General features: G+C 42.7%; 20 protein-coding genes. 4 read left to right on the plus strand and 16 right to left on the minus strand.

The window, feature by feature from the left end:
- Positions 1–6: 6 nt before the first annotated feature.
- A complete protein-coding gene (locus CL176_RS07785) occupies positions 7–1,365 on the plus strand; it encodes a PFL family protein (protein ID WP_118990797.1) in 1,359 nt (452 codons plus the stop codon).
- 108 nt (positions 1,366–1,473) lie between these two features.
- Here CL176_RS07785 and CL176_RS07790 read toward each other — a convergent pair whose 3' ends face one another.
- The 3 genes from CL176_RS07790 to CL176_RS07800 all read right to left on the minus strand — a co-directional run bounded on the left by CL176_RS07790 (position 1,474) and on the right by CL176_RS07800 (position 4,456).
- The gene (locus CL176_RS07790; protein ID WP_118990798.1) at positions 1,474–2,361 is read right to left on the minus strand and encodes an IS3 family transposase; all 888 of its coding nucleotides are present in this window, start codon (positions 2,359–2,361) and stop codon (positions 1,474–1,476) included.
- Positions 2,265–3,020 (minus strand): helix-turn-helix domain-containing protein, encoded by a 756-nt coding sequence (locus CL176_RS07795; protein WP_118990799.1) that lies wholly within the window; start codon positions 3,018–3,020, stop codon positions 2,265–2,267. The genes CL176_RS07790 and CL176_RS07795 overlap by 97 nt, the downstream gene beginning before the upstream one ends.
- 80 nt (positions 3,021–3,100) lie before the next feature.
- Entirely contained in the window at positions 3,101–4,456 is a 1,356-nt protein-coding gene (locus CL176_RS07800) for a DEAD/DEAH box helicase (protein WP_118990800.1), read from the minus strand.
- A gap of 157 nt (positions 4,457–4,613) precedes the next feature.
- On the opposite strand from CL176_RS07800, the gene zwf reads away from it, so the two are divergent.
- On the plus strand, positions 4,614–6,062 hold the full coding sequence (gene zwf / locus CL176_RS07805) for a glucose-6-phosphate dehydrogenase (RefSeq protein ID WP_118990801.1): 1,449 nt from the start codon (positions 4,614–4,616) through the stop codon (positions 6,060–6,062).
- Between the two features lie 42 nt (positions 6,063–6,104).
- Here the strand turns inward: zwf and CL176_RS07810 are convergent, their stop codons facing one another.
- From CL176_RS07810 to CL176_RS07835, 6 genes are all read right to left on the minus strand, one after another.
- Positions 6,105–7,094, minus strand: a complete 990-nt coding sequence (locus CL176_RS07810; protein ID WP_118990802.1) for a DHH family phosphoesterase — start codon at positions 7,092–7,094, stop codon at positions 6,105–6,107.
- Positions 7,095–7,108: 14 nt separating this feature from the next.
- Positions 7,109–8,443 (minus strand): DRTGG domain-containing protein, encoded by a 1,335-nt coding sequence (locus tag CL176_RS07815; protein ID WP_338053748.1) that lies wholly within the window; start codon positions 8,441–8,443, stop codon positions 7,109–7,111.
- Positions 8,444–8,550: 107 nt separating this feature from the next.
- Positions 8,551–9,654 carry a DNA polymerase IV gene (gene dinB, locus CL176_RS07820; RefSeq protein WP_118991599.1) on the minus strand — a complete coding sequence of 368 codons (1,104 nt, stop codon included), beginning with the start codon at positions 9,652–9,654 and terminating at the stop codon, positions 8,551–8,553.
- Between the two features lie 143 nt (positions 9,655–9,797).
- The gene (gene yajC / locus CL176_RS07825; RefSeq protein WP_118990803.1) at positions 9,798–10,160 is read right to left on the minus strand and encodes a preprotein translocase subunit YajC; all 363 of its coding nucleotides are present in this window, start codon (positions 10,158–10,160) and stop codon (positions 9,798–9,800) included.
- A gap of 68 nt (positions 10,161–10,228) precedes the next feature.
- Entirely contained in the window at positions 10,229–11,377 is a 1,149-nt protein-coding gene (tgt, locus tag CL176_RS07830) for a tRNA guanosine(34) transglycosylase Tgt (protein ID WP_118990804.1), read from the minus strand.
- Positions 11,378–11,390: 13 nt separating this feature from the next.
- A complete protein-coding gene (locus tag CL176_RS07835) occupies positions 11,391–12,170 on the minus strand; it encodes a glutaminyl-peptide cyclotransferase (protein WP_118990805.1) in 780 nt (259 codons plus the stop codon).
- 98 nt (positions 12,171–12,268) lie between these two features.
- On the opposite strand from CL176_RS07835, the gene CL176_RS07840 reads away from it, so the two are divergent.
- Positions 12,269–12,871 carry a lysophospholipid acyltransferase family protein gene (locus CL176_RS07840; RefSeq protein WP_118990806.1) on the plus strand — a complete coding sequence of 201 codons (603 nt, stop codon included), beginning with the start codon at positions 12,269–12,271 and terminating at the stop codon, positions 12,869–12,871.
- 256 nt (positions 12,872–13,127) lie between these two features.
- On the opposite strand, the gene CL176_RS07845 is transcribed toward CL176_RS07840, so the two are convergent.
- A complete protein-coding gene (locus CL176_RS07845; RefSeq protein WP_205528104.1) occupies positions 13,128–13,346 on the minus strand; it encodes a YneF family protein in 219 nt (72 codons plus the stop codon).
- 63 nt (positions 13,347–13,409) lie between these two features.
- Entirely contained in the window at positions 13,410–13,673 is a 264-nt protein-coding gene (locus CL176_RS07850; protein ID WP_118990807.1) for a DUF896 domain-containing protein, read from the minus strand.
- 87 nt (positions 13,674–13,760) lie between these two features.
- Between CL176_RS07850 and lexA the strand changes: the two genes are divergently transcribed.
- The gene (gene lexA, locus CL176_RS07855) at positions 13,761–14,378 is read left to right on the plus strand and encodes a transcriptional repressor LexA (RefSeq protein ID WP_118990808.1); all 618 of its coding nucleotides are present in this window, start codon (positions 13,761–13,763) and stop codon (positions 14,376–14,378) included.
- A gap of 134 nt (positions 14,379–14,512) precedes the next feature.
- On the opposite strand, the gene CL176_RS07860 is transcribed toward lexA, so the two are convergent.
- The 5 genes from CL176_RS07860 to rnz are packed head-to-tail and all read right to left on the minus strand — an operon-like array spanning position 14,513 to position 19,681.
- Positions 14,513–15,025 carry an adenine phosphoribosyltransferase gene (locus tag CL176_RS07860; protein ID WP_118990809.1) on the minus strand — a complete coding sequence of 171 codons (513 nt, stop codon included), beginning with the start codon at positions 15,023–15,025 and terminating at the stop codon, positions 14,513–14,515.
- Between the two features lies 1 nt (position 15,026).
- A complete protein-coding gene (gene recJ / locus CL176_RS07865; RefSeq protein ID WP_118990810.1) occupies positions 15,027–17,354 on the minus strand; it encodes a single-stranded-DNA-specific exonuclease RecJ in 2,328 nt (775 codons plus the stop codon).
- Between the two features lie 14 nt (positions 17,355–17,368).
- A complete protein-coding gene (locus tag CL176_RS07870) occupies positions 17,369–17,947 on the minus strand; it encodes a lipopolysaccharide assembly protein LapA domain-containing protein (protein ID WP_118990811.1) in 579 nt (192 codons plus the stop codon).
- A 3-nt stretch (positions 17,948–17,950) separates the two neighbouring features.
- Positions 17,951–18,757 carry an SDR family NAD(P)-dependent oxidoreductase gene (locus tag CL176_RS07875; RefSeq protein ID WP_118990812.1) on the minus strand — a complete coding sequence of 269 codons (807 nt, stop codon included), beginning with the start codon at positions 18,755–18,757 and terminating at the stop codon, positions 17,951–17,953.
- Complete coding sequence (rnz, locus tag CL176_RS07880; protein ID WP_118990813.1) at positions 18,758–19,681, minus strand: ribonuclease Z; 924 nt, start codon at positions 19,679–19,681, stop codon at positions 18,758–18,760.
- Between the last annotated feature and the right edge of the window lie 222 nt (positions 19,682–19,903).

Here is a 19,903-nt window from a genome sequence, read left to right on the forward strand (position 1 = left end):
TAAACTATGTTTGAACATCAGGAAATATTAGAAACGGTCCAAATGATCCAAGATCAAGACCTTGATATTCGCACAATTACCATGGGTATATCCCTTACGGACTGTGCAGATAGTGATATTGAGGCAAGCTGTAAGAAAGTGTATGACAAAGTAACGACCAAGGCTGGCCGATTAGTTGAAGTGGGTGAACAATTAGAACGGGAGTACGGAATCCCTATCGTTAATAAGCGGATTGCAGTCTCTCCTATCTCCCAGCTGCTTGCTGCTTCAGGCGGCGACCCTATTCGGTACGCAGAAGCATTGGATAAGGCAGCTAAGACCATAGGTGTCAATTATATTGGAGGTTATACGGCGCTCGTTCATAAGGGAAGTTCACCTGCTGAAGATGCACTCATTGACTCAATTCCTGAAGCTCTCGCTCAAACTGAGCGGGTATGTGCTTCGGTCAATATCGGTTCAACGCGAGCTGGAATTAATATGGACGCAGTTATAGAGATGGGCCAAGTGATTCGCAAGGCAGCTGAACTTACTCAAGACCGCCAATGCGTCGGTGCCTCTAAGCTTGTCGTCTTCTGTAATGCCGTGGAAGATAACCCGTTCATGGCCGGTGCTTTCCACGGAGCGGGCGAACCAGATTGTGTCATAAACGTCGGTGTCTCTGGCCCTGGAGTCGTTCGCTCAGCCGTGGGCCAGGCTCCCAAAGACGCCCCCATTAATGAGATCAGTGAAATTATCAAGAAGACTGCCTTCAAGATTACCCGTACGGGACAATTGATTGGAACTGAAGCGGCTAAACGACTGAATGTGCCTTTCGGTATTGTTGATATTTCCTTGGCGCCAACGCCAGCTGCAGGAGATTCCGTAGCCTACATTCTGGAAGAAATGGGCTTGGAAGAAGTAGGAACCCACGGCACCATTGCCACACTTGGTCTTTTAAACGATGCAGTTAAGAAAGGTGGCGTCATGGCTTCTTCGCATGTTGGCGGACTCTCTGGTGCTTTCATTCCTGTTTCAGAAGATGCCGGCATGATCGCCGCAGCAGAAAGTGGCACCCTTAAACTCAATACTCTAACGGCTATGACAGCCGTTTGTTCTGTCGGCCTAGACATGATTGTCATCCCGGGTGAAACCTCGCCTGAGACTATATCAGCTATCATCGCCGATGAAGCGATGATTGGCATGATTAACTCAAAGACAACCGCCGTCCGTCTAATTCCAGCAGTTGGTGTACCTGATGATGGTGAATTAAACTTCGGTGGTCTGTTCGGTAAAGCTCCCGTCATGCCTTTGGAAACCAAGAAAGCTGATACGTTCATCCGACGTGGTGGTCGCATCCCAGCACCCATTCAAAGTCTCAAAAATTAACCCCAATTCAAAAACCAGTCCATCCTTGTTGAACTGCCCCCTGTCAAGTAGACAGGCAAATAAACAAATTATTTTGTGCCATGCGTGAGTGTTCTCGCATGGTTTTTCTTATACTGGAATTTTGAGCCCCATAGCTAAAGTCACTCGCTCATTATTGTAGAAATCAATATAGCGTGCAATATCTGCTTCGAGTGCTTCAAAACTGTCATAAGTATTCAGTCGGTACATCTCAACCTTTATAATGCCCCAGAAGTTCTCCATCGGCCCATTATCTATACACTTTCCAACTCTTGACATACTTTGGATTAATCCATGCTCATCCACAAATTTTTTAAAGAAGTAAGAAGTATATTGGAACCCTCGATCACTATGAAACAGGGTTTCGCCAGAAATGATTTCATCCTCAATTTGGACAACTGTATCTTCGACCAACTGATTATTGTTACGCTTCGATAGCTTGTGGGCAATGATTTTGTTGTCCCCATAATCTAAGATGGCGCTCAAATAAGCCTTGCAATTTTCCCCATATTTAAATTCGGTAATATCTGTCAAAAGCACTTGTCTAGGTTCATAATCCTCATCAAATTGGCGATCCAACACATTGTCAGCCACATGTTGGGGCTTGCTTGGTTTATACTGGTATCGTTTGCATCGGATGACCGCTTGCAGTCCCAGGAGTTTCATTAAGCGATAAACACACTTATGATTGACCTTAGCGTCTTTATAATAATTAAGATAGATGGTTATCCGACGATAACCATAAATCCCATTATAGTTGTCATAGACTTCTTGGATTTGTTCCATTAGCCATTCTAGGCGCAACTGGGAGGGCGATGGTTCGCGTTTTAACCATTTATAGTATGCCGAACGGCTGACTCCCAGAGCCTCGCACAGATAGGTTATTTTATATCCTTCTTGCTTAAGTTTCTCAATCGCCTTGAATTCCGCTTGGTATTTTGTTCTTGTAACATCAACTCTCTTTCCACTTCTTGCAATTTTTTTAAGGCAGCGTTCTCCGTTTCTAAATACTCATTACGAACTTTTAAAGCAGCCATTTCTGTTCTAAGCTTCTCTTCTTCTGTTTGAATGCTTTCTGGCTTTCTTCGGCCTCTGCCATCTATCAGGCCATCTGGCCCATGTTTTTGATACTTCTGGACCCATGAATAGACATTGTTGTAGGATACGGCGTATTTCTCAGCAGTTTCTCTATAGGACATCCCGGTCTCTAGATAATCTTTGACAATCTCAATTTTTTCTTCTTGTGTTTTCTTCTGGCTTTTCATTGTATACACCTCGGGTTTAGGAACAACGTCCTTATTTTCTTCTCCTTTAGTATACTTGATAATCCAGTTTTTTACAGTGCTGTGGGAAGGTATATTGTATTTTAGAGCGAGTTGTCTGATAGGTTCTTGATGATCAAGATACTCTTCAACAACAGCTAACTTGAAGTCATGACTGTAATGATTATTGGAGGTCTTAGTTTGGATACCAGAATAGCCATGGCTTCTATATTTAGTGACGTAATTAGAAAACGTTTGCTTGGATAAAAGTAGTCCATATTCTTCTCTCAACGTTCTGTAGGATATACCGTCCTCTAAATATAAACGAATATATTTCTCTAGTTCACTATCTGAATATTTTCTGTTTGAACGCATAAAGCTCCCCCTTAAGTAGATTTACTTTTTTAAGTGTCTACTTTAGGGGGAGCATATCATGTTCGATGAACTGGTTTTTATTAACGTCCTTTATATTTTTCGCGATTTGCTTTCTTCTTAGCCCACCTTTGTTGATTTTGCTTACGACGAGCTTCTTGGCGTTTATAGCTTTGAATTTCTCGGTTTAGCTTCTTCTTATAACCTGGTTTAACTTTGCGTTTCTGATTACGTTTAATCATACCACGAATAACCGGATCATCATTTGCTTGCGCTTGCCTTTGCTTGCGGCGATGACGATGTTCTACTTCAACCAGTTCCCCTTGACGTAATTCCACCGTTTGGAATTGGATGCCCTTATCTTCTAAAGTAGAAATAACTTCATCATCATCGGGAGTAATAAAGGTAATCGCCGTTCCTTCCAGTTGATTGCGCCCAGTTCGTCCGACACGGTGAACGAAAAACTCTAATTCCTTCGGCAGTTCTGTATTAATAACCAAAGATATGCCTGGAATATCAATGCCTCGCGCAGCTAAATCCGTAGCTACGACATACTGGAATTCTAAATTACGAATTTGACGCATGAGTCGTTTCCGCTCACGTGGTGAAACATCGCCATGGATGGTAGCAACTTTCAGGCCTTGTTCTTTTAAATATTGGCTCACTTCGTCAGCATACTGCTTCGTATTGGTAAAAACTAAGGCGAGGTATGGGTTCCCCATGGTAAGCAATTGATAGGTTAAAGCTTTCCGGTCGCGACCTTTCGTATTTAATAAGTAATTAGTAATCGTATTCGAGATCACTTCTTTCGCTTCAATTTCAATTTCCATGGGTTGATTCATATACTTACGCAAGAAGACATCAACCTCTTGAGGAATGGTAGCTGAGAATGCCATCATTTGTAAATTCTCGGGCATGCGCGAAGCAATCTCATCAACGATGGATAGAAACCCTAAATCGAATGTCATATCTGCTTCATCAATAACCAACATACGCGTCGTTTGCACCCACAGCGCATTCTCACGCATCAAATCGAAAATCCGTCCCGGTGTTCCAATTACAATATGTGGTTGACCACTGCCCTGTAATCGATTAATTTGACGGGCTTTATCGGTTCCACCAATATAATTAACCACCTGAATTGGCTGGGGAGACTGCTCGGTTATTTGCCGGCAAGCTTGATACAATTGCTCGGCCAATTCTCGACTCGGAGCCGTGATAACCCCTTGAACTTCTTGAATAGACGGATCAATTCGTTCAATAAGAGGCAAAAGGAAACTATGGCTTTTCCCGGAACCTGTCTGAGATTGGACAATTAAATCACGGCCTTTTAAGGCGGCAGGAATAACGGCCTCTTGCACTTCGGTTAACTCATTAAAATTTAACGCTTGCAAACTATCTTGAATAAATGGAGCTAAGGGCAGCTCAGTAAACTTCATGGAATCACTTCCTTCCTATAATACGATACTATTATACTGGTTATTGCGTTTCTTGACAAACAAGGTTAAATGAGAATTTAGATAAGTATTTTCTAATTAAATTGTCACCTTTCCTTGATTCGTGTATAATAGTGCTTGTTATGATTGGAGGTATACAATGGAAAAACAAAGGTTAATTATAACGCTATTCGGGGCTACAGGAGACCTCGCTGCTCGTAAATTATACCCCGCAATTTATCAATTATATAAGAAAGGGCATATTTGCGAACATTTCGCTCTTATTGGAACGGCTCGTAGAGAATGGTCAAATGAATACTTCCGCCAAGTAGTCTTAGATAGTATCAACGATGCGGTAGAAGATCAAAGTCATGCGGAAGAATTTGTTTCGCACTTCTACTATCAACCACACAATGTTCACGACCAAGATCACTACGACTCCTTGCGTAAGTTAGCTACGGAATTGGAAGCGAAGTATGACACTCAGGGTAATCGCATCTTCTATATTTCCCTGTCACCAGCCCTCTTCCCCGTCATTACCCAGAATTTAAAAGAGCAAAATCTACTCACCGACCAAGGCTATAACCGACTCATTATCGAAAAGCCTTTTGGGTCGAATTCAGATTCTGCTAAGGAATTGCAAGCTAAGCTAAATCATGCCTTTGATGAAAGCCAAATTTACCGTATCGATCATTATTTAGGCAAATCTTTAGTGCACGCCCTTGCTGACGTGCGCTTTGGTAATACACCTCTTGAAGCTTTATGGAACAAGACGTATATCGATCACTTCCAAATTACCCTGGCCGAAGCGGTAGGTGTCGAAGCCCGTGGAGATTATTATGAAACGAGCGGCGTAACCAAAGATATGTTACAAAACCACATCCTACAACTACTTGCCCTAGTCGCCATGCGTAAACCTGTCGATACAACGGCTGATAGTCTGCGTGCCCATAAGATCGAAGTTTTAAGCCACTTACGACTATACGAAGATGCAGATGATATGCGGAAACATACTATTCGGGGTCAATATGGCCAAAGTGCCGATGGTGAACTCCCTGCTTACCGCTCTGAGATGAATGTTGCAGAAGATTCTTCCACTGAAACATATTTCGCTGCCCAAATCGACGTTGAGATGCCGGAATGGGAAGGTGTTCCTTTCTTCGTTCGCTCAGGTAAAAGAATGTCCCATAAATTCACAACGATTGACGTCGTATTCAAGAGCGAAGACACAGAAGAACCCAACCGCTTGCAAATTCAATTAGAGCCTAATACGGGCTACTATATCGCTATGAATACATCAGCCCATGATTTCCAAAAGAAACCCGTACAAATCCCTCTTAGCTATCAATATTCCGAAGAAGCATTAGATAATATGCCAGGTGATTACGAACGCTTAATTCATGACTGTATTCTCGGATACGCGGATTCATTCAATCACTATCAAGAAGTCGTCCACCAGTGGAAGTTCGTAGACCGAATTCATAAATTATGGGCAAACATGCCTGCCCCAAATTTCCCGAACTATCCAGCCAAAAGCTTAGGACCCGAGCATGCTGATGAACTGATTCAGCGCCACAATCCTAAAGCGTACTGGTATAGCGATTTATAGGCTAAAAACCGCACCTACAACTTGGTAGGGGCGGTTTCTTTATTATGATGAGGGAGCTTGTTCAGCCCGATAGCTTGTAGTCGCTTTGTCCATTTCTGTTAAAAGTTTAGCTAAATTCTCCCGGGAGTGGATATTTACCCCACTAGCTTTCGGATGGCCTCCGCCGCCAAATTGAGCCGCAACTGTGTTAATAATTGGGCCTTTGGAGCGTAATCGACAACGCCAAGCTTCACCTTGGGATACATTCTGCTCAATGATAATAATCCAGGCATCGATACCCTCAATCGTCCCAGGTAAGCCTGTAATCGCATTGGTCTGCTCTTCTGTTAATTGAAATTGGCTGAGAATGTCTTGGGTAATCATGACTTGACCTACCCCTGCTTGAGAAACCTGTAATTGCTCTAAGACATAAGCTTGAAACTTCGCCTGATTCAACGTCATCGTGCAGAAGTGATCACTAATTTCAAATAAATTAATGCCAGTTTGCGCAAGACGGCTAGCCACCTCAAACGTTAACGGTGTGGTCGAATCATGTAAGAAACGTCCAGTATCACCAATTAAACCAGCATAAAGTAAGCGGGCTGTATTGGCACTCATGGGTAATTCATCGGCTAAAACCCGGCTTATTTCAGCAATAATCTCACAGGTTGAGCTAGCTTCAGGGTAGACTATTTGTAAATCTCCATATTGATCAACCGGTGGGTGATGGTCTATCTTAACTAAGTGAGCGCCTTTATTGTAATGATGCCCATCGATGCGGGGTTGATTGGCTGTGTCTGTAACAATAACTAAAGCACCTTCATAATCGGCTTCCGTCACATTATCCATCTTCCCTAACCACTTCAGTCCTTGACTGGTAGAGCCAGCGGCTAATACCTTCTTGTTAGGGAAGCGTTCTTGAATTAAAGTCTTTAAGCCGAGTTGAGAACCAATAGCATCCGGATCGGGACGCTGATGCCTGTGAATAATGATTTGCGAATTTGCTTCAATCAGTTGATAAAGTTTCTCTGCATCTGCTTGCTTTAAATACATATGTTTACCTCGTTCTATTTCTGTTCAATGAGCTGGCAGGTGATAATGGCTTTAACAGAAAGACGATTTTCATGGTAAACATCGACTTCAATTAAAGCTGATCGTCTCGTTTGGTTAAATATGTCCACCGCAATTTGTAATTCATTACCAATTTGAATAAAATTGAAATAATGCAAGTCAATCTTCTCAATCATCGGGTTCATGCTCGTCATATCCGCAATTTTGCGACTGGCTGCTTGGCTAATGATTTCAGTGAGTACCCCGTAGGAGATAGTTCCCAAATTATTAATCATTTGCGGTTGTACAGTCAATTTATAGTCGTACTCTTGACGCGTTCGATGCGGATTAATTGGGAAGTCCTCTAGAAAAACCATCATCTCGTCTTCAAAGGTATTTACATTCTGTGGCTGCTGATTCACCGATTGCATGGCGCGCATCACGTCTTGGCGGGATACAACGCCCAACAAGCGATAATCTAAAGAGACGACCGGCAACATCTCGATATCTTCCCAAATCATTCGGTGCGATACGGTTGCAATACTCATATGAGGATGGACTGTAACTAATTCCTTCGTCATCACCCGCTCGATTAAGGTGTCTTCATTGTAGCCCATCAAATCTTTCGCTGTAACCACACCGACAGCCCTTTGGTTGGATTGAACCGGAAAGCGCGATAGGCCTGTGTCTTTAGCTAAGTGATGGAAGGAAGCCACCGTATCAGTCGGCTCTAGAAAAACTGTCTTCTCAATGGGCGTATAAATCTCGTCGACTGTCACAATATCCCGTTGAATTTCTTGGTTAAGGATAGAACGGTTAATCATTGTTGCAACAGCAAAAGTATCATACACCGTTGAAATAATGGGCAGTTGCTTCTCATCTGCTAAACGAATGGCCGCTTGATCGGCTCCAAAACCCCCAGTAACCAATACAGCAATATTATTCTCCAGCGCTTGCCTTTGAACGGATTGGCGATTGCCGACAATCATTAAGGTATTGGGACTTAAGTACTTCTGAATCGCATCTTCCGTCATTGCACCAATAATAAATTTGTTCAATTGACGGTCAAGGCCAGCTTCTCCACCAAGGACTTGACCATCAACCATTCGTGCCACTTCTCGGTAAGTTAGCAAGTCCGAAGCCTCTACCTTGCGTTTCTCGATTCGAATCGTCCCGACCCGGTCTATGGTCGTCACCAGGCCTTCCTCCTCAGCTGCCTTGATTCCCCGATAAGCTGTTCCATCACTCATATTCAGCTTTTGTGCTATTGATCTAACCGAAATCTTCTCTCCGATAGGTAAGGATTCAATGTAATGAATCACTTGCCTTTGTTTACTCGTCATCTCCATCATTCCTACCCTCTTATAAAGTCAACATGTCCAAAGCTGGCTAACTTTGGCAAAAGATATAAGCTCATTATAGCAAACCCTAAGCGGTTTATTAAGCTTTTAAGCCAGATTTACGAGAGATCTAGTTGAATTGGCAGAAATTCCGGGTCATCGAAATTAGACAAAGAGACGCCCAGTAAGCGGACGCTTTGCTCAAGTGACCCATGCTCGTGCCATAAGCCTTCCACTAAGGCGTAACATTGCTCAAATTGGGTTAAAGGCTGGCTCGACTGCACTTGACGGGTATAGGTTTCAAAGCTTTCGTAACGAATTTTAAGCGTGACCGTATGCGCCTGCAATTCGAGTTGCCCTAACCGTCGCACAACTTTCTCGGTTAACTTGCGCAGCTGTTCAAGAACATCTGCTTCTTGATTAAGAAAGTGGCTGAAGGTATTCTCAGCCCCCACTGATTTGCGCTCCCGGTCCACTTGTACAGGTTGGTTGTGAATGCCTCTTACTTTGAAATACAGAGAATAACCCATCTTGCCGAAATGCTTCATTAGCGTATCTAGCGACGTATGATACAAATCTTCACCCGTATAAATCCCTAAGGCATGAAAGTGCGGCAAGGACTTCTTCCCGACTCCATAGAAATCTTTAATATCCATGGCCCAAAGAAAGGCCTGAGCATCCTTTGGTTCAACAACGGTTAAACCATGAGGTTTCTGATAGTCTGAAGCCAATTTGGCAATAAACTTATTATAGGACACCCCAACCGAACTGGTTAAATGCGTCTTCTGGTAAATATCCCGCTGAATCATCTGCCCAATAATCGTGCCACTAGGAAGGTTCAAACGATTCTGTGTGACGTCCAAGTATGCTTCATCCAAGGATAGGGGCTCGACTAAGTCCGTATACTGATGGAATATTTGGCGAATTTCTTGAGATACCGCCCGGTAATGGTCGTGCCTCCCGGAAATAAATATAGCTTTAGGACAGCGCTTATAAGCTTCCTGGGCACTCATCGCCGAATGAATACCGAATTTCCGTGCTTCATAATTACACGTCGCCACAATTCCCCGCCCGCCTGTCAAACGCGGATGCTTGGCAATGACCACCGGTTTGCCTTGTAAAGCCGGATTATCCCGCACTTCAATACTGGCATAGAATGCGTCCATATCGATATGCAGAATTTTGCGTGATATATCTGGCACTGGTTCTTCAAATTTAAGCATGCCATATTCCAACTAAGCCTCTCCTTTCAAGAACATTTGTTCCTTAATTATACCAAAGAACCACCAAATAGCAAAGCTTACAGAATCCTCCGTATTCAAAAAGCCTAGGCCCTAATAATAGGCCTAAGCTCTTACTTTAATGCTTATAAGTTGTCGTCGGTTTCATCCCGAAGTTCAGCTTCGTAGTTTTCTTCAGCGATTTCATTCGCTGCTTCAATTTCTTCCTGGCGGTCGATAATATTTCCACCTTGTGTAACTGTTGCAATGGCGTTCAAATTAAAGGTTAAGTAAACACCTTCACAATCAATAACAACTGTATTGCTGCTTTGACTAACCTCATCAACGATTCCATGCAACCCACCAATGGTGATTACCGAATCACCTGGCTTCATATTATCCAACATATTCTGCTTTGCTACCGCTTGCTGCTTTTGAGGACGAATCATTAAGAAATACATAATCCCCATCATAACGATTAAAGGCAATAAACTGACAATAAATTCCACATTTCCACTCCTTATTGTTTTGATACTTGTCTAGTGTAACACGAATAAGTCAAGATTTCTATCCAAAATTAGAAAGCGCGTGCGTTCGGCTTATTATAGCCATAAGCCTCAAAGAATGCCTCCCGGAACTCAAGAAGATTATCTTCCCGAATCGCTTGACGCACTTGCCGCATCAATTCCAATAAGAAATAAACATTATGAATGGATGCTAAACGTAAACCGAAAATTTCATCCGCTTTGAAGAGATGACGCACATAAGCGCGGGTATAGTTCTGGCAAGTATAACATTGGCAATGTTCATCAATCGGTCGAAAATCTCGAGCGTATGTCGCATTCTTTACCACTAAACGACCCGAACTCGTCATACAAGTTCCGTTACGAGCAATCCGCGTTGCAAGCACACAGTCAAACATATCTACCCCGCGAATTGCGCCGTCGATTAATGAATCTGGTGACCCGACGCCCATTAAGTAACGCGGTTTATTCGCTGGCAATTCAGGCAAGAGATAGTCCATCACATCATTCATCTCTTCTTTCGACTCTCCAACCGAAAGTCCGCCAATCGAATAACCTGGGAAATCTAAGGACACCATATCGCGCGCATGTTGAAGACGTAAATCCTTATACCCAGCACCTTGCACAATACCGAAAAGTGCTTGTTGATTGGCCTTCTGATGAGCCTTAAGTCCCCGCTCAGCCCAGCGCGTAGTTCGGTGAATGGATTGCTTTACATAGTCATAAGTATGGTTAAAGTCTGGACATTCGTCGAAACTCATAATAATATCCGCACCGAGTGCATTTTGAATTTGAATTGATTTCTCAGGCGTGAGGAACAAGTCGCTTCCGTCAATATGACTCTTAAATTTAACGCCTTCTTCAGTGATTTTGCGGGTGTCACTTAAGGAAAAGACTTGAAAACCGCCCGAGTCGGTCAGAACTCCCTGATCCCAATTCATAAATTGATGTAGGCCACCGGCCTCTTCGACAATATCCTCGCCCGGTCGCAACCAGAGATGATAGGTATTACTCAAGATAACCCCGGCACCCATTGCTTTTAATTCTTCAGGTGATAAGCCCTTGACAGTCGCAAGCGTACCCACAGGCATATACATGGGCGTCTCAAAGCTTCCATGTGGGGTATGAAGGATGCCTAACCGAGCACCTGTGTGCTTCTCTTCTTTAATTAATTCGTATCGTATTGGTGCTGTTTCTGTCATGAATTCCTCTCCTCTAATTATTTGTTAACGTGACTTCTAACATTACTGGATAAAACTTCCCTGTAACATAGAAACGATCGCCTTCGATATGAGCGATTCCATTAAGACTATCCATTTGTTGACGTTCTTGCTTAGTTAATGGTAAATCCCTAAGTATTTGGGTCAAATCGTAGCGCGCAAGTATTTGGCCTGATGGGGAGATTTGAATAATTTCATTTTCATACCAACGATTCGCATATATCGAGCCATTGGCAAATTCTATTTCATTCAACTGATCCACAGCTTGCCCATCTTTCGTTTCAACAGCGATTTCTTCCAATAAAGCAAACGTCTCACTATCGCGCTTCTGAAGTAAATGGCTTCCGTCTGTCATCCAGAAAATATCTCGCTCTTCATCATAGGCCAGGCCCCACCCTTCGCCTTCATAAGTAAAGGACGTAACAGGCTGAAAATCTGCTAAGCGATAGACAAAGACTTCTTCCTCTTGCCAAGTCAACTGCCAAATTGTATCACCTTTAATCGTAATGCCCTCACCGAAGTATTCTTCTCCTAAAGATACTTTCGTTTGCAGTTTACCGCTTGCTAAATCAATATAGCCCAAATGCGACTCCCCGTAAAGCCCGGTCCCCATCAATAATTGACCTTCCGGGGTCAACTCTAAGCCCTGAGTAAAAGCTTGAGCATCACTTGGATATACTTCAAGCAGCTCAACTTCTTGGCCATAAATAATCGGTCCATGGAACAATTGTACAATCAGCGCCACTAGTGTCCATCCGTTAATAATCGCTCGCATGAGTTGCCTCCTTCTAGCAAAATTTCATCTAGAATAGATTCTATCATAAAATCCTGGTAAAATAGAGGTATATTGTTCAAACGGAGAGGAATTTATTTATGACCGCCTATGATTATCTCGTTCGAATTATACGTTTCTTTATGTATTTACTTAATGGAAAGCCTAAAGTCTATGGCACAGAGAATTTACCCCAAGACAACACGGGCATTCTAGCAATGACCCATCTTTCCAATACCGACCCCTTCTTGATTGCGATTACGATATATCCTTTAAAAGTAGCCTTTATGGCAAAGCAGGAATTATTCACCTGGAAGCCTCTAGCTTATATTCTTGGCAAGGGAAACGTCTTTCCAGTTAACCGCGAAAAGCCCTCTACTCAAACGATTCGCCACGCCGCTACTGTTGCGAGGACTGGCGAAGCTTTCCTGGGAATTTTCCCAACCGGAACACGCCACTCAACTGAAATCAAACCCGGTACGGGCTTCATTCAAGGCATGAGCAAGACAAATATCATTCCAGTCGCGATCGACCCACCCATTGGCTTCTTTCAATTCATTACCCGCAAGAAAGCCAAGATTATCTTTGGAGAGCCGATTACCTATGAGCCCGACGTTAAATACGATAAGAAGAAGCTCGCCGAAATAGATGGCGCAATCGAATCGGCCTTTACTAAACTCCGGGCAGAATTAGATAGATTATAGACGCCTCAATTGACCTCCGCCTGCAACACGAGTAGGCGGAGGTTTTCTAGTGTCGTAAATTTCCCTATTTAATACAACATAAGAAATAATAAAATAATTATTCCTGAAAATGCAGTCTTATCAACATTCAGTAATAATTATATTCATTAAGGTGTTTAACTCTAGGGGGTTAGATGGTCTCCATGTACCGTTTTTTCAGCAATAGAAAAGAAATAGCAATATAACTAAAGGCATTTAGTTACATTGCTAATGTTTATTATTTATTTTGCACCTTCATCGAGTTCATAATTTGTTGAACTTTCTTCTTCGAAGGTTTTTGACCCATTTGCGCCAACATTTGCGAAATCATTCGCTCGTCAATCGGTGGGTTTTCTTTGAAGTAATCCATCATATAACGACGGGCAATAAAGAAGCCTCCAACCAAACCAGCAATTAACGCAACAATCACAAGTAAAATCCACATCCAAGTAGCCAAAATTTGACCTCCTTTGTTTATTCAATAGTCTTATATTACACGAATGAAGCAGAAATTCCTAGTCTAAGCTTCAGGAATATCTTCATTCTCCCGTTGATGCAAGCCTTTCTCCTTTTGAATTCTCTTAACTGTATCAGGCGTGATGTCATCCCCATCACTGTTCACCACTTTAATCCCTTCAATATGCGAACGCATACCGCGCCGGAAATTCTTTAAATACTCTTGGTGTAAAGCTTCGCGCTCTTGGGCTTCTTCCGGCGTTAAGCTGTCTTCACGTTTCTTTTGAGCTAGGGTTCTAAGTCTCTTTAATTTTTCTTCGCTAAGCAAATTTTTTCTCCTTTCAACGAACACTTGTTTGTTTTTTGTTTTGGATTCTGGTATAATAAAAACAAATAAAGGAAGTGAGATGATAATATGCGCTCCATAACATCGAAACAACTGAACATTCTTACGTGCATTTACGATGCAATTGAAGCCAATGGCTATCCGCCTACCGTCCGAGAAATCGGTGCCACCGTCGGGCTAGCCTCCACTTCAACCGTTCACGGTCACTTGTCTCGCCTAGAAAAAGGTGGATATATTAGCCGAGACGCAAGTAAAACGCGCGCTATTGAACTGACACCGGCTGCCTTTGAAGTTCTAGGTATTCAATCTGATAAAATCCCCTTACTTGGTCGCGTCGCTGCTGGTGAACCAATCTTGGCCATTGAAGAAGCAACTGAATTCTATCCTGTCCCACCAAATTTAGATCACTTCGATCAGAATGACCTCTTCATGCTCGAAATTAATGGCGAAAGTATGGTGAATGCTGGTATCTTTGATGGCGACCTCATCACAGTTCGCCGTCAACCGACTGCTGTGAATGGGGAGATTGTTGTGGCAATGACTGCTGAAGATGAAGTGACGTGTAAAACTTTCTTTAAGAAGGACAATCACTTTATTTTGCGTCCCGAAAATGACACGATGGATGATATTGTTCTCGATGATGTTTCTATTATAGGAAAAGTTGTCGCACTTTACCGTGAACTTTAAGCATTTATCTTAAACAGCTTCTTGTCATAAAGCAAGAAGCTGTTTTTGTGTTTCATGCAGTTTAAAGGCAAAGCCCATCTCTGGAACTAGCTTTCAACCACCTTATCAGGTGTCTCCATGAGAAATGAACTCATTTAATAAGTCATCAACGTCTTATATTCATAACCAGCTAATTGCTCTTTACCTTTTAAATCTTCTAATTCAATAAGGAAAGCACAGCCGGCTACCACGCCACCTAAGGCTTCGATTAAATCAATCGTCGCTTTAATGGTTCCCCCTGTCGCCAACAGGTCATCAATAATTAACACCCGTTGACCAGGTTTGACAGCATCCTTATGCATCGTTAACGTATTTGAGCCATATTCTAAATCATAATTCACTTCGACCGTTTCTCTTGGCAACTTATTCGGTTTACGTACCGGAACAAAGCCAATTTCTAATGCATAAGCGACTGGGCAACCAATAATAAAGCCACGGGCCTCTGGGCCTGCAACCAAGTCGACTTTAAGCGACCGAGCGTACTCTACGATTTGTTCTGTTGCATAGTGGAAAGCCTCTCCATTTGCCATTAAAGGCGTGATGTCACGGAATGTGACCCCCTCTTCTGGATAATCTTCAACTTTAGCAATATAATCTTTTAAATTCATCTTAGTCGCTCCCTTCAAAATATTCTTGTATAACCGACAAAGGTTGATAATTCAATAGGGCTTCTATCTCCATCGCCTTTTCAAAAGCCTGGTAAGCATCAAGTTCTGTTAAATTTACTTTCGCTTCAATATCTTGTTGATAGGCCAACCAACCGTCTTTTATTATAACAAATTCTGCCTCATAAAACATTAAGATAAGTAACTTTAAGCGCGTAGATGAAATATTTAGCTGCTGACTCAGCGAAGCTAACTCCGGACGAATTTCAAATTGTGGCCGCTGTTGAATATAACGAAAGAGCTTGCTTGCATCTTGCCGGTCTGGTAAGCCAGCTAAATACTTCGACTCTTGAATGTAAACCCGCCAATGAATCTCTTGCCAATCATGTTCTAATAGTGTCCGCAAATCATCTAAGGCTTTCGGTGGTTCTACAACGACCAGGCGTGTATACTTCATATCTGATTCACTCAATTGCTCGTATAAAATTGCCTTAGAACTTGCTTTAATATATGCTTGCGCATAATTCAAGAGCTTTGTATGGGTAAATACATATAAGGCATCTGAGTATTCGAATAGGCTTGTTTCCAAACGACTTCCTCGTAAATCCAGCCACTGACTTCCCTTTAGTCCAATGTCTTCTAACTGCAATTGTGGCAGACGTTGATTATTCCATTCATTCATATCCAAGTAACCCACAAGCGAGACAGTAGTCTGCTCTTTCAGGCGATGGCACTGTTCAGCTTTTGAAAAGCCGATTACCTGCAAGCTATCAGTACCCTGGGCTACATTTAATTTAATGTGACTTTGATCTTGACCAATGGCTCGAATAGAAATAATAGTCGCATCTTCAACATAGACTAAAGGTCGAGGATTATCCATACCAAAAGGACCTAAAAGACTTAAGTGCTCAATTAACGGCTCGTCAATTTCAGCTAGGCTTACTTTCAGATCAATCGTTAACTGATTAGGAGCTTCAATGATTTCTTGGAAGGCAGTGCTAGAGGTTTCCATAGCCTCTTTAAAGGCAGTCCACTGCCGTTCATCAACCGTCAAGCCCGCAGCCTGACTATGCCCGCCAAAATACGCTATATATTCCTTCTGCTCGTTGAGCCATTCAAACAAATTGATACCTTGAATACTCCGCCCGCTCCCTTTATATACTCCTGCTTCAGTTTGGTGTTCAAAGAGCAGAACAGGTCGATGGTAGCGTTCCACCAAACGACTCGCAACTATCCCTAAAACCCCAGCTGCCCAACCAGCCTGCCCTTCTATAATAACATCAGGCAATGCAGAAGCTGTCTCTAGCTTGGCAATGATTTCCCGCTCAATACTTTGGACAATAGCTTGCCTTCGCGCATTCTCTTCGTTCATAAAGTTAAGGATTTCTTGCGCCTCTTGCTCATCATATGTCTGTAGCCATTTCAAACCAGGTGTAGGATCTCCTAAACGACCCAAGGAGTTCAGACGGGGGCCAATGACGAAGCCGATTGTATCTGTAGTAATATCACTTGCTTGAATGTTCTGCTCATCAAATAAAAGTTGTAAGCCAATACGTGGTGTATTCTTTAATAAATTGAGGCCACTTAAGACGATGGTGCGGTTCTCATCAGTTAGCGACACCATATCAGCAATCGTACCAATCGCTGCTAACTCAAGTCCTTCAACCGGGACTTCTTCGAGTAAGGCGGCCGCTAATTTTAAAGCTACACCCGCACCAGCCAAATCACCAAATGGATAGGCTCCTTCAGGATGACGGGGGTGGACAATTGCATAGGCATCCGGTAAGGTATCTTGGAGCTCATGGTGGTCGGTGACAATGACATCAACTCCTTGCTCTTTGGCATAAGCAATTGCTTCAAAGCCAGCTACCCCATTATCTACGGTGATAATCAACTCAATTCCTTGTTCAATAAATTCTCGGTACCGCTCTAAATTAGGGCCATAGCCATCTTGATGGCGATTGGGTAAATAATAAGTAACATGCGCCCCTAAACTTTCTAAGCACTCATACATAATGAGCGTGCTCGTAATACCATCCGCATCATAATCCCCATAGACGAGTATGGCCGCTTCACTCGCAATCGCCTCTTGAATCCGCTCAACAGCCCGGCTCATATCATACATTAAGAAGGGATCATGGAACACTTGCGGAGTCGGATCGGTAACTTTCCGATAGCTTTCTGGTTCAACAATGCCTCTTTGGAATAGAAAACGCAAAAAAGCGGGACTGACATCAATCCCGGCTTCTTGGAAACGTGCTTGCATTGCACCGAGCTCACCTTCTGAGGGTTCGGTATACTCCCATTGATAGCGTGCTAAATTCAATTGCAAATTTCATCTTCTCCTTACAATTGGATAACCTCATCTTGTTCATCTTTATCGTCTTCAGAGGTCTCGTCATTGGTAGCTTCTACAACAACCACTGCATCATCCGCTTCATCTGCATCAATTACCTCAACCACTTCAGCCTCTACTTCCGTTTCGCCATCGACTGTATCTGCGGCCTGGGGTGCAGTATCTGAAGCCATTGCTGACTCGCTTTCAATTGAATCATCTGTTATTTCTTCATAGTCAAGCAAGGTAGCCGTATGATCAGCTTGGTAATCTTGTTCGCGAACTTGTGCTTTTAACTCACTAATCTCTTTGTCTTTCTTAATTTGCATTTCAGTCAATTCACCGCGCAACTGATTTGCTTCCCGTTCGAAACCTTTCGCATCTTTACGGTAGCCTTGAATAGAAGCCACGGAAGTAACTAAACCAACAATAACCCCAACAAGGACACTAAATAAAATCACTAATACCAGTGGTATTTCAACCGTCCGTACAAAGAAATCTATCGCTACAGAATTCGTATTCTGCAAAGAGAAAATAACGACGACGATTAAGATAATAATCATTAAAATAACTTTCCATTGTTCTTTCATCACTTAGCCCTCCTTGAGGTTGAAAAAATACTTGACGACAAAATCCCCAACGATCGGAAACAAACCATATAATTGGGAAGCTAACTGCAGTATCGAAGGGCGATTAAGCTCCCGGGGCTTACGTTTGCTCCCCATTGCTTGAATAATCTCCTGAGCCAGACTATCCGGCTCCAGGGCCAAAGGATACACCCGCTCTAAATACGCCTGCATGCTTGCTTCATGAGAGAAGAAAGCTGTGCGAACCGGTCCAGGATTCACCACGGTTACTTGTATGCCAGCATGGGCAACTTCCATGCGCAAACTATTTGCATAGCTTATTATACCAGATTTACTCGCAGAGTACACCCCAGACGCTGGTGTCGCAATCTTGCCCGCTGAAGATGCCACTAGCGTCAGATGGCCTGGGATACCACGCTTTAGCCATTGCTGGGTCAAAAGTTGACTTACATGCATCGCTGAAAGGGTATTAATTTGGAGCATTTGCCGCATATCCTCATAGGATAAGGCCACAGCTTCTTTAAATAAGCCATAGCCTGCGCAATGCACTGCACCATGAATAACAGGACGCTTGGCAAAAGCCCAATTAATAGCATGTTCCAAAGCATGGTTATCTGTCAGATCTACAGCAATAACTAAGACATCCACCTTATAACGGCGAAATATGTCTTGGGCAATTTCGATGAGTTTCTCTTTGCGCCGGGCAAGCAGAATTAAATGCCCACCCTCTTTAGCAAGTCCGTAGGCTACAGCCCGACCAATGCCACTACTGGCACCCGTAACAAGCCAAACTTTACCCGTTACTCTCCCCACTTAGTCCACCTCAAATTGCTGTAAATCATGGACAATCTGACTTTCGGGAAAGATACGTTTGGCTTGATTAGCCAACTGCTTAACATCAGCGGCTAAATATCTTGAACTAATATGGTTAATATATAATTGCTTCACTTGATTTCTTTCAGCGGCCTTGGCTGCATCAGCAACAGTTGAGTGGAAATAGCGATGCGCCATCTTCGCTTCATCTTGACTGTGTGTGCCTTCATGAACAAGTACGTCTGCATCCTTAGCTAGAATGTCGATATTGGCATTCGGTCGGGTATCGCCCAGAATTGTTATAACACGCCCAGCTTTAGGCTGCCCGATAAAATCCTTCCCATCCAAGACAGTCCCGTCAGCTAGTGTCACAATTTCACCCCGCTTAAGTTGACCGAAAATAGGTCCATTCGGGATATTATATTCTTGTAGCTTCCCAACAAGAAGCTCACCTTCTTTATCAGGTTCTATAATCCGATAGCCAAAGCACTCAACGCCGTGTTTCAGTGGTAAATATTCAATCAGCCAACCTTGATGGGCAATGCTCCCTCCTTGACTATCTAATTCGACTATCTTCAAAGGATACTGCAGTTTTGTCTGTGAATACCTCAAGGAGGATTCCACATAGCCTTTAATACCCTTCGGTCCATAAATGGTTAAAGGTTCATTATCTCCCCCTTGGAAAGAACGACTACTTAAAAAACCAGGTAAACCAAAGATATGGTCTCCATGTAAATGCGTAATAAATATATGAGTTACTTTCCTCGGTTTTAACGTTGTTTTCAGAATTTGATGTTGGGTAGCTTCACCACAATCAAATATCCAAATTTCATTCAATTCGTCTAATAATTTTAAGGCCAAAGAACTCACATTGCGCCCTTTTGAAGGTACGCCAGCTCCTGTGCCGAGAAATAATAATTCCATTGTCTCACATCTTTTCTAATTTCACACTTGTGTCATTATAGCGTAATTTTCAAGATATAACACGGAATCTTTAGTAGAAAACACGCTTTTCTATTCAAAATTATATTTTGCGACAGACACATCCTTGAATGAGTGCATACAAACTATAATCTAATCTTCCCCAAAATCATACACTTCAAAGAATATAAATATTGCCGAACGTTGATAAGGCTGCTTTTTTCA

This window comes from Suicoccus acidiformans (genome assembly GCF_003546865.1).
GTDB lineage: Bacteria > Bacillota > Bacilli > Lactobacillales > Aerococcaceae > Suicoccus > Suicoccus acidiformans.